Source organism: Pedococcus sp. 2YAF34, assembly GCF_052114585.1.
Classification (GTDB): Bacteria; Actinomycetota; Actinomycetes; order Actinomycetales; family Dermatophilaceae; genus Pedococcus.
In genome coordinates this window covers 1-13652 of the sequence record NZ_JBFRFA010000030.1, presented here as the reverse complement: position 1 = coordinate 13652, position 13652 = coordinate 1, and the positions used below count along the sequence as shown (strand labels likewise).

The window sequence follows — 13652 nt, the reverse complement described above, 5'->3', positions numbered from 1 at the left end:
AGCACGGCGCCTCAGCATGCCGGGTGGGAAGCCCGTCGCTCGGACATGTGCGTTTCGTTCGTAGGCTGGGGTGGTGCACAGGGCAGGCGCAGGCTCCGACCCGGCTCCGTCTCCGGACGTGGCGCCGGTGTTCGACGACGAGTTCGGGGAGCCGTTCGGCGACGGCAACGGCGAGGTGCGCGGAAGGGTCCGCTCGTATGCCGCGCGGCGGGGCCGCCTCTCCGCGCTCACCCGGGAGCGGATGGAGCGGCTGCTCCCCGACCACGGCATCCCGGAAGGCCTGCTCGACCCGGCAGCGGCGTTCGGGCGCGAGGCGCCGGTGGTCCTCGAGGTGGGTTGCGGGCACGGGGCGGCCGCGCTCGCCTACGCCGAGGCACACCCCGACCACGACCTCCTGGCCGTCGACGTGTTCACGCCGGCCCTCGCCCGGATGCTCGCCGAGGCGGCGCGTCGCGGTCTGTCCAACGTGTGGGTGCACCAGGGTGACGCCGTGCTCCTGCTCGAGCAGCGCATAGCCGTCGCCACGCTCGCGGCGGTGCACCTGTTCTTTCCCGACCCGTGGCCGAAGGCGAAGCACAGCAAACGGAGGTTCCTGGCCAGGCACACCCTCGACCTGGTCGCCTCGCGGCTCGTCCCCGGCGGCCACCTGCTCGTCGCCACCGACCACCCCGTGTACGCCGACCACGCCCGTGCCGAGCTCGCCGCCGACGAGCGCTTCGTCGTGACCGAGGGGGAGCGGCCGTCGTGGCGTCCGACCGACGGCTTCGAGGCGAAGGGGCTCGAGGCGGGGCGGAGCGTCGCCGAGTTCCGGGCCGTGCTGTCGGGGTAGCCGGATTCGAACCGGCGGCCTTCCGCTCCCAAAGCGGACGCGCTACCAAGCTGCGCCATACCCCGTGGACGGCGGGCCGATTTCGGCCCGCGCGATCTCGGGCATTAGGCTAACGCCCCGGACCAGCCGCTCCCCGGAGGGGCCGGTGTGCCGCGCGGGTGTAGCTCAATGGTAGAGCCCTAGTCTTCCAAACTAGCTACGCGAGTTCGATTCTCGTCACCCGCTCATCGTGCGAAGGGCCCCACCTCTCGGTGGGGCCCTTCGTCGTGGAGAGTCGCGGTGGTGGCCGTCGGCGTCAGCTCTTCCCGCCCATGCTCAGGGCCCGTAGCCGGCGCCCGTGGTCACAGCCCGTACTCCTCCAGCAGGCGCAGCCAGATCTCGCTCATCGTCGGGTAGGACGGAACCGCGTGCCACAGCGTTGTGAGCGGAACCTTGCCGACGATGGCGACGGTGCCGGCGTGGACGAGCTCGGCCACGTCCTGGCCCACGAAGGTCGCTCCCACGAGGACGCCTGCGTCCTCGTCGACCACGATCCGCGCCTGCCCCTGGTACCCCTCGGCCTGCAGGCCCGAACCGGCCGCGCTGTCCATGGGGAGGTCGACGACCCGGATCCGCAGGCCGCGCTCGCGAGCCTCGGCCTCGGTCAGCCCGGCGGCTGCCACCTCGGGGTCGGTGAACACCACCTGCGGCGCACCGAGGTCGTCCGCCCACGGCGTCGTCCGGTCGGCGTCCGGTTCCCGGCCCGCTGCCCGGGCACCGATCAGGTCGCCGCACGCGCGGGCCTGGTACTTGCCCATGTGGGTGAGCAACGCGATGCCGTTGACGTCGCCCACGGCGTACAGCCACGGGGTGTCGCCCCCGGCGCCCTCGACCTCCATGCGGGCGTTGACCGCGACGTACCCCGCGTCCGTGAGCTTCCCGCCGACGGCCTCGACGCCCAGGTCCTTCGTGGCGGGCGTGCGACCCACGGCGACGAGCAGCTCGTCGGCGACGACCTTCGCCCCGCCCTCGAGGTGGACGGTCACCTCACCGCTCGGCCCGAGTCGTGACACCGACTCCGCAGCGGTGTCGACGCGCACGTCGACCCCGTCGCGCTCGAGGGCCTCCTTGACGGCGGTGCCGGCGAACTCCTCGTGGCGGCCGAGCAGGCCGGGCGCCTGCTCGATGATGGTCACGGTGGAGCCCAGGGCCGCGTAGACCTGCGCCAGCTCGCACGCCACGACCCCGCCGCCGAGCACCGCCAGCCGCTTCGGGATGCGCCTGGAGGTGGTCGCCTCGCGGTTGGTCCACGGCCGGGCCCCCTGCAGCCCGGGGATCGGCGGCACGGTCGGGGCGGTGCCGGTGGCCAAGACCACGGCCTTGCGGGCCCGCACCGCGCGGCCGTCCACCTCGAGCGCGAGCTCGCCGGTCAGGCGGCCCTCCCCGCGCAGCAGGGTGATGCCGACGTGGTCGAGCCAGCCGACCTGCCCGCTGTCGTCGAGGTGGTTGATCCAGGCGTCACGCCGGGCCAGCACCCCCTTCGGGTCGAGGTGGGCGCCCTCCGACCCCTGCACCCGCTGTGAGGCGCGCGTCGCGTGGACCGGCCGCAGCAGGGCCTTGCTGGGGGAGCAGGCGTAGAAGCTGCACTCGCCGCCGACGAGGTGCTTCTCGACGATGGCGACGGTCAGGCCGGCCTTGTGGGCGCGGTCGGCGGCGTTCTCCCCGACCGGGCCGGCGCCGACCACGACGACGTCGAACTCGAGTGGCTGCTCGTGCTCGCTCATGAGCGCACGGCGCCGGCGTCGAGGTTGCCGGTCAGCGCGTCCCAGAGGCGGGAGCGGCCACCGTCGCGGTCGAGCTCGTGCTCGACGCGCCGCACGAGCCGCTCGGAGGGCCAGACGTGCCAGGCCATGAGGAGCAGCGACAACGTGCCGCCGACGACGTAGGTCATGGCGGTGCGGGGCTCGACGACGAACGCCGCGACGAGGGCGACCATCGCCACGGACTCGCAGAGGGCGAAGCGCAGCACCATCGAGGTCTGGTACGCGGCGCGGCCGGCGGCCGCGGCGTCGGACTCGGGGGTCGCCGGGGCGATCGCGGGCACGCGGTAGCCGACGGCCTGCACGAGGAGGTGCACCGCGACCGCGAGCGCGCCCAGCGCCGCAGGCACCCAGACGGGCGGGTAGCCCTCGAGCCCGAGGGCCGGGGCCATGACCACGGCGAGGACGACGAGGGCGCCGATGAGGGTGCCGGCGAGGATCCGCAGCTGGGCGAGGGGAGCGGGAGGAGGCGGCGACGAGGGCTGGCTCATGCGCCAAACCTAGGGGGAGGGGGCCCCGTACCGCGTGCCGGACGGCCCCGGGCCGGTGCCCGGGGCCGTCGGTGGTGCAGTGCTGTGCAGTGGTGCAGTGCGGTGGTGCGGTCCCGGTCAGAAGGCCGAGGTGCCGTTCGGGGTGCCGAGGCCGGTCGGGCCGTCCCAGCCGCTCTTGGCGGTGCACCACGAGGCGCACGTGCCGTTGGAGCCTGACGTCACGTCGAACAGGCCGGAGGCGTGGGCGTAGGGGAGGGTGTTGGCGTAGCCGGCGGTGTTGCCGCTCAGCGCGTAGACCGAGGCGACGATGGGGGCCGACAGGCTCGTGCCGCCGTACTGCGCCCACGACGAGGAGTTCTGCGTGGTCGGGGCGTAGGTGGCCAGGCCGGTGTTGGGGTCGGCGACGGCCGAGACGTCGGCGATGGCGCGGCCGGAGCAGCTCGTCATGGCCGAGGTCTGGCCGGTCGGGGCGGCGTTGAGGGTCGTGCAGCCGGAGCCGGCGCCATTCCAGGCCGACTCGTTCCAGCCACGGGCCGAGGAGTCCTTGAACAGCGAGGTGCCGCCGATCGCGGTGACGTAGTGCGAGGAGGCCGGGAAGCTGCCACCCTGGTAGCCGTTGTCACCGGTCGAGGCGGTGACCGCGATACCGGGGTGGTTGTAGGCCGCGCCGTAGGAGCTGTCGGCCAGGTCGCCGCCGCCGTAGCTGTTGGAGATGGCTGCGACACCGGCCTGCTTGGCGGCCGTGTTCACCGCGGCGCCGAGGTCGGTGAGGCTGGCGCTGTTGGCCTGCACGAGGACGATCTTGCAGGACGGGCAGGTGGCCGAGACGGCGTCGAGGTCGAGGGCCTGCTCACCGGCCCAGCCCGAGTTGAAGCGCGGCAGCGAGGTGCCGCCGGTCTGGTTGATGATGCGCAGGCAGCCGTTCGCGGTCGTGCAGGACGACAGGCCCCACTGGGAGCGGTAGACGCCCAGGTCGCGCTCGGCGTTCGGGTAGCCGTAGGCGTCGACGATGGCCACGGTGCGACCGCCGGCGGACAGCCCGGTCACCTTATAGGCGCTCTGGATGTCGGCGGGGGTCTTGCCGGAGATCGACTGGGGGGTGATGGGGCGGCCGGAGGGGTTGACCGCGCGCCCCGAGTCGTCCGTGAGCTTGAGCGCGTGGCAGGCCGCCACGGTCGGGGACGACGGGGTGGCACAGACACGGCTGGCGTGGCTCTTGGCCGAGGGCGCCGCGGACGCGGTGGTGACCGCGGTCGTGACGAGCCCCAGGGATGCCGAGGCCGCCAGTGCGACGGAGAGGATCTGCTTGCGCATGCGTGGATTCTCCTGGTGTGGGGGGATGGGCGACCGATGTCGCCCATGTCGGACCCTGTGCCCGGTATCCATTGCGAGGCAATGCTTTTCGCGCCCGGGTCCGTGACCTTGCGAAGAAATGGCTCGCGGGTGGCGAGAACTTTGCGGAAAGTCGTGACGGATGTCATGGCGTCGCGCCGGTCACGTATGGGTCAGGCCCCTGACCTGCGGCGACGGCTCGGTTCGGTGCGTGACCCGGCAAGGGCTACCATGGGTTTTTGGCCCGCGCGCGCCTTCCGCCGGCGCACTGGGCCTTTCCTGTTGCCCACCTGAACCTGGAGTACCCCGCAGTGAAGAGTGCCGTCGAGACCCTCAACCCGACCCGGGTCAAGCTGACCGTCGAGGTCCCGTTCGAGGAGCTCAAGCCCAGCCTCGACGCGGCATACGCGACCATCGGCTCCCAGATCCAGGTCCCCGGATTCCGCAAGGGCAAGGTGCCGTCGCGCATCATCGACCAGCGGGTCGGCCGTGGCGCCGTGCTGCAGGAGGCCGTCAACGAGGCCCTGCCGCAGTTCTACGGCCAGGCCGTCGAGGACAACAAGGTCCGCCCCATCGGCCAGCCCGAGGTCGACGTGACCGAGGTCCCGGCCGAGGACGGCCAGGAGCTCAAGTTCACCGTCGAGGTCGACGTGCGGCCCGAGGTCGAGCTGCCCGAGGACTTCAGCACCATCACCGTCGAGGTCGACGAGGCCAAGGCGTCCCCCGAGGACGTCGAGGAGCGGCTCATCGCGCTGCAGGAGCGCTTCGGCACCCTCAAGGGCGTCGAGCGCGTCGTCGAGACCGGTGACTTCGTGTCGATCGACCTCGAGGCCTCCATCGGCGACGAGGAGATCGACTCGGTCAAGGGCATCTCCTACGAGGTCGGCTCGGCCAACATGCTCGAGGGCATGGACGACGCGCTGCTCGGCATGGCCGCCGGCGAGACCAAGAAGTTCACCGCGCCGCTGGCCGGTGGTGACTACGAGGGCCAGGACGCCGACGTCACCGTGAGCGTGCAGTCGGTCAAGGTCCGCGAGCTGCCCACCCTCGACGACGACTTCGCCCAGCTGGCGTCGGAGTTCGACACGCTCAAGGAGCTTCGCGCCGACGTCACCAAGCAGGCGGAGAAGGCCAAGAAGTTCGAGCAGGGCGTCCAGGCCCGCGACAAGGTCCTCGAGCACCTCCTCGAGACCGTCGACGTCCCCGTGCCCGACGGCATCGTCGAGGCCGAGGTGCACGCCCACCTCGAGGGCGAGAACCGCCTCGAGGACGACGAGCACCGCGCCGAGGTCGAGGAGAGCACCCGCAAGGCCCTCAAGGCCCAGTTCCTCCTCGACGCCATCGCCGAGAAGGCCGAGGTCAAGGTCGAGCAGCCCGAGCTCATCGAGTACCTCGTGATGTCGGCCCAGCAGTACGGCATGGACCCCAACCAGTTCGCGCAGGCGATCGACCAGCAGGGTCAGGTGCCGGCCATGGTCGCCGAGGTCGCCCGCCGCAAGGCGCTCGCCACCGTGCTCGAGCAGGCCAAGGTCGTCGACACCGCCGGTGCCGAGATCGACCTCAGCGAGGTCACGGCGACCGACATGGTCTCCGAGCTGGCAGCCGACGACCACGAGGGTCACGACCACGACTGAGGCGCAAGCCAACCGCAGGCAAACGTGTGCCGCGCCCCGGATCCCGGGGCGCGGCATACGTCGTTTGCGGGATCTGTCGGGTGACGGTGCGCCCGACCCTTGTCTCCATGGACATGACCTCCTTCCACAAGCTGCGGTGGGCGGTGCAGGAGAACGCACACCGAGCGGACCCGCGCCACGCCGCGGCGCTGCAGGCGGCCCTGGAGAGGTCGCTGCGGGCGAGCCGGCTGTTCGCGGAGGTGGAGCTCGGGCGCACCGACGACCCGGACCAGATGGTCATCGGTGTCTGCCGCTGCGCCGACGACGTCGCCCCCTGGGAGGCCGGTGTCGGTGTCGAGCGGCTCTGGGGTGTCGTGGCGCTGGAGACCAAGTGGGAGGCGCACGCGGTCGGATGCACCGACAGCCTGATGGAGTTCGAGGGCGCCGTCACGATCGACGACTCGGGGCACTACATCACCGTGCACCTCGTTGCCGAGCCCGCGCCGGTCGCCGAGCCTGCGCCGGTCGCCGAGCCGGCCCCGGCCACAGCCGTGCAGGACGACCAGGCGGCCGGCTCTCCCGCGGTCGGCGCCACGATCGACGCCTGACGCCTGACGCCTGACGCCTGACGCCGGGCTCAGCCCTGCGCAGGTGCTGCGGTGGTCGTCCCGATGCGCAGGTCGCCGGCCTGCAGCTCGTCCTGCGGCCGCTCACCGTCGAGCAGACGGCGCAGCAGCTCCCCGAGCCGGCGCCCCTTCTGCTCACCGTGCTGGTCGATGGTCGTCAGGGTGCCCGGGAACCACGGCAGCTCGACACCGTCGAACCCGGTGACGCTGAGGTCCTCGGGCACCCGCAGTCCCAGCTCGTCCGCGGCACGGACCACGCCCATCGCGAGCAGGTCCGACTGTGCGACCACGGCTGTGGGGCGGTCGGCAGGGGGACGGTCGAGCAGCAGCCTGGCCGCGGCAGCACCCTGCTCCACGTCGGGCAGCGAGGTCTGCGCCATCAGCGACGAGTCGTCGAAGACGTCGAGGAACCCCAGCGCCCGGTCGCGGCTGTCGGCGAACTCGGCGTCGTCGAGCGCCGTGCGGGTCGCCAGCCCGGTGGGGCTGTCGTGGCGCAGCGGCATCATGAGGTGGGCGACGCGGCGGTGGCCGAGGTCCTTCAGGTGGCGGCTCACGGCGGCGCTGCCGCCCCGGTTGTCGAGCGCGAGCTGCACGACGCGCTCGTCGGCGGGGGAGCCGTCGCCGACCATGGGGATGCCGCGGGCGGCGAGGTGGTCGACGGCCGGGTTGTCGTCGGGCCCGCACAGCGAGAAGACCACCGCGTCCAGGGCCGTGCCGGCCAGCTGGGGGATCGCCTTCTCGGGTGAGCCGGCGTGCTGGGCGATGAGCAGCATCCCGGCGGGCACCTCGTCGAGCACCTGCGAGAGCCCGTCGAGGACGCTGACGGCGAACGGGTCGCGGAAGGCGTGCAGCAGGCGTCCTTCGACGATGACGCCCACGACGCCGGACCGGCCGTGGCGCAGCGACGAGGCGAGCGGGTCGGGCCCGGTGTAGCCCAGGCGCGCCGCAGCGGCCAGGACGCGCTCGACGGTGTCGGCGGCCACCGGCCCCTTGCCGCTGAAGGCGAGCGAGGCCGTCGAGGTGGAGACGCCCGCGGCCTCGGCGACAGCCCGCAGCGTGGCCCGGGGTTGACGGTCGGTGGTCATGCGCGACACACTATCGAAACGATTCGATCGAATCGATTCGACCGCTCGCCCTGAAAGCCCTTCGTGAACCACACCGCCTCCCTCGACCGCACCCGCGTCGTCGCCGCCCGCAACGCCGTCTTCGTCGTCTTCGCCCTCGCCGGCATCGCCTTTGCCTCGTTCGCCGCCCGCATCCCCGACGCCAAGGCGGCGCTCGGGCTCTCGGCCGGCCAGCTCGGGCTCACCCTCTTCGCCGCCTCGGCCGGCTCGCTCACGGCGCTCCCGTCGGCGGGGCGGGTGGCCGACCGCATTGGCGCCGCGCGCACCGTCGTGACCGGTGTCATCGTCTCCTTCGCCGGGCTGCTGGTGGTCGCCGCAGGCGTCGACCTGGTCGAGTCCCGCTGGGTCGTCGCGGCCGGCCTGTACTTCGTCGGCATCGGCGTCGGGCTGTGGGACGTCGCGATGAACCTCGAGGGCGCCGCCGTGGAGCGGCTGCTCGGCCGGACCGTCATGCCGCACTTCCACGCGGCGTTCTCCGGCGGCACGGTGCTGAGCGCGCTGGTCGGGGCGGGGATGTCGTGGGCCAAGGTGCCGCTGCTCGCGCACTTCGGCGGCGTGATCGTGGTCGCGTCCGTCGTCGCGGCGTGGGCCCTGCGCTCCTTCCTCCCACGTGCGGTCGAGGCAGAGGCCGAGCTCACCGAGGCGGAGGTGGCCCGGCCCGTGAAACCGCGCTCGGCCTGGCTGGAGCCCCGGACCCTGATGATCGGGCTCGTCGTGCTGGCGGCGGCCTTCACCGAGGGCACCGCCAACGACTGGATCTCCGTGGCCTTCTCCGAGGGCTACGACCTACCGCGCTGGGCCGGGGTGCTCGGCCTCGCCGCGTTCCTGTCCTTCATGACCGCCGGCCGCCTCCTCGGCACCCGGCTGCTCGACCGCTACGGGCGGGTGCCGGTGCTGCGAGTCACCTTCGTCATGGCGGCCGTGGGTTCGCTCATGGTGATCTTCGGCGGCACGGTGCTCGCCTACGTCGGTGCGGCCATCTGGGGTGTGGGCGCGTCCCTCGGCTTCCCCGTCGGCATCAGCGCCTCCGCCGACGACCCGGCGCGCGCCGCGGCGCGGATGTCGGTCGTCGCCACCATCGGCTACACCGCGTTCATCGCGGGGCCACCCCTGCTCGGCTTCCTCGGCGACCACTTCACCGTGCTCCGCTCGCTGATGGCGGTGACCGTCATGGTCGTGCTCGCGATGCTCGTCATCCCGCAGACCCGCGAGCTGCGGGGGGTCTCCACCGAGGCGGAGGCCAAGGTCTCCGCCTGACCACTCCCGAGCCGTCGCGCCCCCGGTCCCGTGCACGGGGAACCTGGGGCGCGCCCGTGCCGGCGTGCGTGCGGCAGGGGCTCGACGCCGTACCCGGCCTGTGCGCTCAGGGCGAACACGGCGTGGATCGGGGACTTACGCCCACCACGTCCGCGTTAGGGTCACTGCAAGCCAAGGACGCCAAGGGAAAAGAGACATGGTGAGCAGCGCCGAGACGCCACAGAGGATCGTCGGTGCGGGCGAGGGCCCGCAAGGCGGTCTGGACGACCACATCTACAACCGCCTCCTCAAGGAGCGGATCATCTTCCTCGGCTCGGACGTCCGCGACGACAACGCGAACGCGATCTGCGCGCAGCTGCTGCTGCTCGCCGCCGAGGACCCCAGCAAGGACATCTGGCTCTACATCAACAGCCCCGGTGGCTCCATCTCCGCGGGCATGGCGATCTACGACACGATGAACTGGATCCCCAACGACGTCGCGACCGTCGCGATGGGCATGGCTGCCTCCATGGGGCAGTTCCTGCTCTCGGCCGGCACGCACGGCAAGCGCTACGCCACGCCGCACGCCCGCGTCATGATGCACCAGCCCTCGGGCGGCATCGGCGGCACCGCCTCGGACATCAAGATCCAGGCCGAGCAGATGCTCTACGTCAAGAACCAGATGGCCGAGCTCATCGCCCAGCACACCGGTCAGACCAAGGAGCAGATCGAGCTCGACTCCGACCGTGACCGCTGGTTCAGCGCCGAGGAGGCCAAGGAGTACGGCTTCGTCGACCACGTGTTCAGCAGCGCCTCCCAGGCCGGCGGCCGCAGCGCAACCGACGACAACCCCGTCACCGGGGACAAGTGAGGACCTCGATGAACTACGACGTCAACCCCGCGATGCACGGCGGTCTCCACGTGCCCGGCCCCTCGAGCCGCTACATCCTGCCGCAGTTCGAGGAGCGCACCTCCTACGGCATGAAGCGCCTCGACCCCTACACCAAGCTGTTCGAGGACCGCATCATCTTCCTCGGGGTGCAGGTCGACGACGCGTCCGCCGACGACGTCATCGCCCAGCTGATCGTGCTCGAGTCCCAGGACCCCGACCGCGACATCCTGATGTACATCAACAGCCCCGGTGGCTCGTTCACGGCCATGACGGCCATCTACGACACCATGCAGTACATCCGCCCGGACGTGCAGACGTTCGTCATCGGGCAGGCCGCCTCGGCGGCCGCGGTGCTGCTGTCGGCAGGTGCGAAGGGCAAGCGGTTCGCCCTCCCGAACGCCCGGATCCTCATCCACCAGCCGGCGCTCGCCGGCGGTGACTACGGCCAGGCCTCCGACATCGAGATCCAGGCCAACGAGGTGCTGCGCATGCGCACCTGGCTCGAGGAGACCTGGGCGGGCCACACCGGCCGGACCATCGAGCAGGTCCGCAACGACATCGAGCGCGACAAGATCCTCTCCGCCGCGGAGGCCAAGGAGTACGGCCTCATCGACGAGGTGCTCGGCTCGCGCAAGGCCACGCTCGACGACTGACGCTGCGCGCCGTACGGCGCCGCGGCCCGATGCCGCCCGCTCACCGCCCCCGCACCGCGTGGGGCTCCGAGTGGGCGGCATCGTCGTGCCCGCCCGCGTCCCTGCCCCCGCGGGTGGCGGCCAGGCTCGTGGCCGTCACCACGGCGAGGATGCCGACGATCACGCCCAGGGAGGCGAGCGTGGGGACCTGGGGGGCCGACGGCCAGACGCCGTGCGCCCAGTGCAGGACGAGCTTGACGCCGATGAAGCCGAGGATGGCCGCGAGGCCGTAGCCGAGGTGGACGAGCCGCGACAGCGCACCCTCGAGCACGAAGTACAGGGCGCGCAGGCCGAGCAGCGCGAAGGCGTTGGTGGCGAACACGAGGTAGGGGTCGCCGGTGATGCCGTAGACCGCAGGCACCGAGTCGACCGCGAAGACGATGTCCGTGGCGAGGATGGCGACGGTGACCAGCGCGAGCGGGGTGAGGGCGCGGCGCCCAGCGTGGCGGTCGGGGCGCCGTACGGTCATGGCGGTCGAGTGGTAGCCGTCCTCGACGGGCATGACCCTGGACAGCAGCCGGACGCTGCGCATCCGGGACACGTCGATGGTGTGGTCCTGGCCGGACAGGGCGTCCTTGAGCAACTTGACGCCGGTGACCAGGAGCACGGCCCCGAACAGCAGGAACGTCCAGTCGAACGTCTGCAGCATCTGGGCGCCGAGGGCGATGAAGACCCCGCGCAGCGCCAGCGCCCCGACCACGCCGATGAGCAGCACGCGCTGCTGGAGCTCGCGGGGCACCGCGAACGCCGCCAGTAGCAGCATGAACACGAACAGGTTGTCGACCGACAGCGACTTCTCGACGAGGTAGCCGGTGTAGTACTCGACGCCGATCGTCCCGCCGTGCTGGGACCACAGGTAGCCGCCGAAGGCGACGGGCAGGGCGATGTAGAAGGCCGACCAGCCGACGGCCTCCTTCATGGAGACCTCGTGGGGCCGGCGGGTGAGCAGGAAGTCGAGCAGCACGAGCAGCAGGACGCCCGCGATGCTGACCGCCCACAGCGTGGGGGTGCCGATCGAGTCGCCTGCGGCGGGGTCGGCTGCGGCGGTGACGAGGGTGTGGGGGAGCTGGGGAAGTCCAGGTGTCATTGGGGGTTCCTCGGGCGGGTCGAGCCGTCCGAGGTCTCCTTCACCGCACCGGTGGGGCGCGGCGCCGTCCGGGAGCACCATGGGGTGCTCGTACTGACCGGACCGGCTCTGGGAAGTACTCCCCTCGTGGTGGACAGGGTACCGGCGCGCGGCGCCACCCACCAACTTCAGCGACCTGCCGCAAGGGGCAGTCCGTGGGTTGGCGGCAGTTGTCCGCCCTCAGCGGACAAGGCTGACTGGGACCCGACTCGGCGGTTTCAATGGAGCGTAGGAGGCCCTCGGCGCTGTAGCGTCGGGGCCGGTGCTGCTCGGCCTGGGCAGCATGCGAACGGAACGGACCGGAGGACGCCAGTGGCACGCATGGGAGAGAGCGGCGACCTGCTGAAGTGCTCGTTCTGTGGCAAGAGCCAGAAGCAGGTCAAGAAGCTGATCGCGGGTCCGGGTGTCTACATCTGTGACGAGTGCATCGACCTGTGCAACGAGATCATCGAGGAGGAGCTCGCCGAGTCCTCCGAGCTGGGCCTGGACGAGCTGCCCAAGCCCCGCGAGATCTTCGACTTCCTCCAGAACTACGTCGTGGGGCAGGACGTCGCGAAGAAGGCGCTCGCCGTCGCGGTCTACAACCACTACAAGCGGATCCAGGCCGGCGAGGCGACCGCGAAGAAGGACGTCGAGTCCGTCGACATCGCGAAGTCCAACATCCTGCTCATCGGCCCGACCGGCTGCGGCAAGACCTACCTGGCGCAGACGCTCGCGCGCATGCTCAACGTGCCCTTCGCCATCGCCGACGCGACGGCCCTGACCGAGGCCGGCTACGTCGGCGAGGACGTCGAGAACATCCTCCTCAAGCTCATCCAGGCCGCCGACTACGACGTCAAGAAGGCCGAGACGGGCATCATCTACATCGACGAGGTCGACAAGATCGCCCGCAAGTCCGAGAACCCCTCGATCACCCGTGACGTGTCCGGTGAGGGAGTGCAGCAGGCGCTGCTGAAGATCCTCGAGGGCACGACCGCGTCGGTCCCGCCGCAGGGCGGTCGCAAGCACCCGCACCAGGAGTTCATCCAGATCGACACCACCAACGTGCTGTTCATCGTCGGTGGCGCGTTCGCCGGCCTCGAGAAGCTCGTCGAGTCGCGCAACGGCAAGAAGGGCCTGGGCTTCGGCTCCGAGCTGCACACGCCGAAGGACCTGGCCGACTCCATCGGCGAGGTGATGCCCGAGGACCTGATGAAGTTCGGGCTCATCCCCGAGTTCATCGGTCGCCTGCCGGTCATCACCACGGTCAGCCCGCTCGACCAGTCGGCGCTGGTGACCATCCTGTCCGAGCCGCGCAACGCCCTGGTCAAGCAGTACAAGAAGATGTTCGAGATCGACGGCGTCGAGCTCGAGTTCACCGACGACGCGCTGCAGGCCATCGCCGACTCGGCCCTCAAGCGCGGCACGGGCGCCCGTGGCCTCCGCGCGATCATGGAGGAGGTGCTCCTGCCGGTGATGTTCGACGTCCCCAGCGACGACGGCATCTCCCGCGTCGTGGTCACCAAGGAGGTCGTCCAGGACAACGTCCTGCCGACGATCGTGCGCCGCGACGAGGAGCCCAAGCGCACGCGCAAGCGCTCCGCCTGACCCCACCGACACCCGTGAGGGGCCGCCCGGACGTCCGGGCGGCCCCTCACGCGTCGGAGGAGCGGGACGGCGCGTGACCTGCGGTCGACGGGACGGCCGCGTCAACCCCGGTCGTCGTCGCGCGCCAGGAGGTGCACGGCCAGGGCGAGCACCGCGGCTGCGGCGATGGCGGCATACGTGAGGCCGACCTCGCCGGGCACGCGCTGCTCCCCGGCGACCAGCGCCAGCGTCCACACCGGGAGCGTGAGGCCGGCGACGACGGCGCCCCGGCGGGCCCACCGGCGCAGCGTCGCGCGGGGGAGCGG

13 protein-coding genes and 2 tRNA genes are annotated in these 13652 nt (G+C 71.5%); 8 read left to right on the top strand and 7 right to left on the bottom strand.

The window, feature by feature from the left end; genetic code table 11:
- Positions 1-73: 73 nt before the first annotated feature.
- Positions 74-829, top strand: coding sequence for a tRNA (guanosine(46)-N7)-methyltransferase TrmB (gene trmB / locus AB4Z02_RS14500; protein WP_441971780.1), 756 nt, complete (start codon positions 74-76; stop codon positions 827-829).
- Here trmB and AB4Z02_RS14495 read toward each other — a convergent pair.
- Positions 821-894, bottom strand: a tRNA-Pro gene (locus AB4Z02_RS14495). The genes trmB and AB4Z02_RS14495 overlap by 9 nt on opposite strands.
- Before the next feature lie 89 nt (positions 895-983).
- On the opposite strand from AB4Z02_RS14495, the gene AB4Z02_RS14490 reads away from it, so the two are divergent.
- Positions 984-1054: transfer RNA gene (locus AB4Z02_RS14490), tRNA-Gly, on the top strand.
- A 116-nt stretch (positions 1055-1170) separates the two neighbouring features.
- Here the strand turns inward: AB4Z02_RS14490 and AB4Z02_RS14485 are convergent.
- The 3 genes from AB4Z02_RS14485 to AB4Z02_RS14475 all read right to left on the bottom strand — a co-directional run bounded on the left by AB4Z02_RS14485 (position 1171) and on the right by AB4Z02_RS14475 (position 4433).
- The gene (locus AB4Z02_RS14485; RefSeq protein ID WP_441971778.1) at positions 1171-2592 is read right to left on the bottom strand and encodes a dihydrolipoyl dehydrogenase family protein; all 1422 of its coding nucleotides are present in this window, start codon (positions 2590-2592) and stop codon (positions 1171-1173) included.
- A complete protein-coding gene (locus tag AB4Z02_RS14480) occupies positions 2589-3119 on the bottom strand; it encodes a hypothetical protein (protein WP_441971776.1) in 531 nt (176 codons plus the stop codon). The genes AB4Z02_RS14485 and AB4Z02_RS14480 overlap by 4 nt, the downstream gene beginning before the upstream one ends.
- A 117-nt stretch (positions 3120-3236) precedes the next feature.
- Positions 3237-4433: a S53 family peptidase gene (locus tag AB4Z02_RS14475; RefSeq protein ID WP_441971774.1), complete on the bottom strand. Its 1197-nt coding sequence runs from the start codon at positions 4431-4433 to the stop codon at positions 3237-3239.
- Between the two features lie 329 nt (positions 4434-4762).
- On the opposite strand from AB4Z02_RS14475, the gene tig reads away from it, so the two are divergent.
- Together tig and AB4Z02_RS14465 are read left to right on the top strand one after the other, a co-directional pair.
- Positions 4763-6085 carry a trigger factor gene (tig, locus tag AB4Z02_RS14470; protein WP_441971772.1) on the top strand — a complete coding sequence of 441 codons (1323 nt, stop codon included), beginning with the start codon at positions 4763-4765 and terminating at the stop codon, positions 6083-6085.
- Between the two features lie 107 nt (positions 6086-6192).
- Entirely contained in the window at positions 6193-6672 is a 480-nt protein-coding gene (locus AB4Z02_RS14465) for a hypothetical protein (protein WP_441971770.1), read from the top strand.
- 29 nt (positions 6673-6701) lie between these two features.
- On the opposite strand, the gene AB4Z02_RS14460 is transcribed toward AB4Z02_RS14465, so the two are convergent.
- On the bottom strand, positions 6702-7775 hold the full coding sequence (locus AB4Z02_RS14460) for a LacI family DNA-binding transcriptional regulator (protein ID WP_441971768.1): 1074 nt from the start codon (positions 7773-7775) through the stop codon (positions 6702-6704).
- Positions 7776-7838: 63 nt separating this feature from the next.
- Between AB4Z02_RS14460 and AB4Z02_RS14455 the strand changes: the two genes are divergently transcribed.
- From AB4Z02_RS14455 to AB4Z02_RS14445, 3 genes are all read left to right on the top strand, one after another.
- Positions 7839-9071, top strand: coding sequence for an MFS transporter (locus tag AB4Z02_RS14455; RefSeq protein WP_441971766.1), 1233 nt, complete (start codon positions 7839-7841; stop codon positions 9069-9071).
- 196 nt (positions 9072-9267) lie between these two features.
- Entirely contained in the window at positions 9268-9921 is a 654-nt protein-coding gene (locus AB4Z02_RS14450) for an ATP-dependent Clp protease proteolytic subunit (RefSeq protein WP_056884752.1), read from the top strand.
- Between the two features lie 8 nt (positions 9922-9929).
- On the top strand, positions 9930-10595 hold the full coding sequence (locus AB4Z02_RS14445; RefSeq protein ID WP_056884751.1) for an ATP-dependent Clp protease proteolytic subunit: 666 nt from the start codon (positions 9930-9932) through the stop codon (positions 10593-10595).
- A 40-nt stretch (positions 10596-10635) separates the two neighbouring features.
- On the opposite strand, the gene AB4Z02_RS14440 is transcribed toward AB4Z02_RS14445, so the two are convergent.
- Positions 10636-11721: a TerC family protein gene (locus AB4Z02_RS14440; protein ID WP_441971763.1), complete on the bottom strand. Its 1086-nt coding sequence runs from the start codon at positions 11719-11721 to the stop codon at positions 10636-10638.
- 351 nt (positions 11722-12072) lie between these two features.
- Between AB4Z02_RS14440 and clpX the strand changes: the two genes are divergently transcribed.
- Positions 12073-13347 carry an ATP-dependent Clp protease ATP-binding subunit ClpX gene (clpX, locus tag AB4Z02_RS14435; RefSeq protein ID WP_056884749.1) on the top strand — a complete coding sequence of 425 codons (1275 nt, stop codon included), beginning with the start codon at positions 12073-12075 and terminating at the stop codon, positions 13345-13347.
- Between the two features lie 101 nt (positions 13348-13448).
- Here the strand turns inward: clpX and AB4Z02_RS14430 are convergent.
- On the bottom strand, positions 13449-13652 hold a 204-nt coding region (locus AB4Z02_RS14430; protein ID WP_441971760.1), incomplete at its 5' end, for a hypothetical protein.

Bases quoted from the DNA above. Each gene is read 5' to 3' on its own strand.
- AB4Z02_RS14440 (WP_441971763.1), bottom strand. From the start codon at position 11,721: ATGACACCTGGACTTCCCCAGCTCCCCCACACCCTCGTCACCGCCGCA.
- AB4Z02_RS14465 (WP_441971770.1), top strand. From the start codon at position 6,193: ATGGACATGACCTCCTTCCACAAGCTGCGGTGGGCGGTGCAGGAGAAC.
- AB4Z02_RS14485 (WP_441971778.1), bottom strand. From the start codon at position 2,592: ATGAGCGAGCACGAGCAGCCACTCGAGTTCGACGTCGTCGTGGTCGGC.
- AB4Z02_RS14480 (WP_441971776.1), bottom strand. From the start codon at position 3,119: ATGAGCCAGCCCTCGTCGCCGCCTCCTCCCGCTCCCCTCGCCCAGCTG.
- AB4Z02_RS14475 (WP_441971774.1), bottom strand. From the start codon at position 4,433: ATGCGCAAGCAGATCCTCTCCGTCGCACTGGCGGCCTCGGCATCCCTG.
- AB4Z02_RS14450 (WP_056884752.1), top strand. From the start codon at position 9,268: ATGGTGAGCAGCGCCGAGACGCCACAGAGGATCGTCGGTGCGGGCGAG.
- AB4Z02_RS14445 (WP_056884751.1), top strand. From the start codon at position 9,930: ATGAACTACGACGTCAACCCCGCGATGCACGGCGGTCTCCACGTGCCC.
- AB4Z02_RS14460 (WP_441971768.1), bottom strand. From the start codon at position 7,775: ATGACCACCGACCGTCAACCCCGGGCCACGCTGCGGGCTGTCGCCGAG.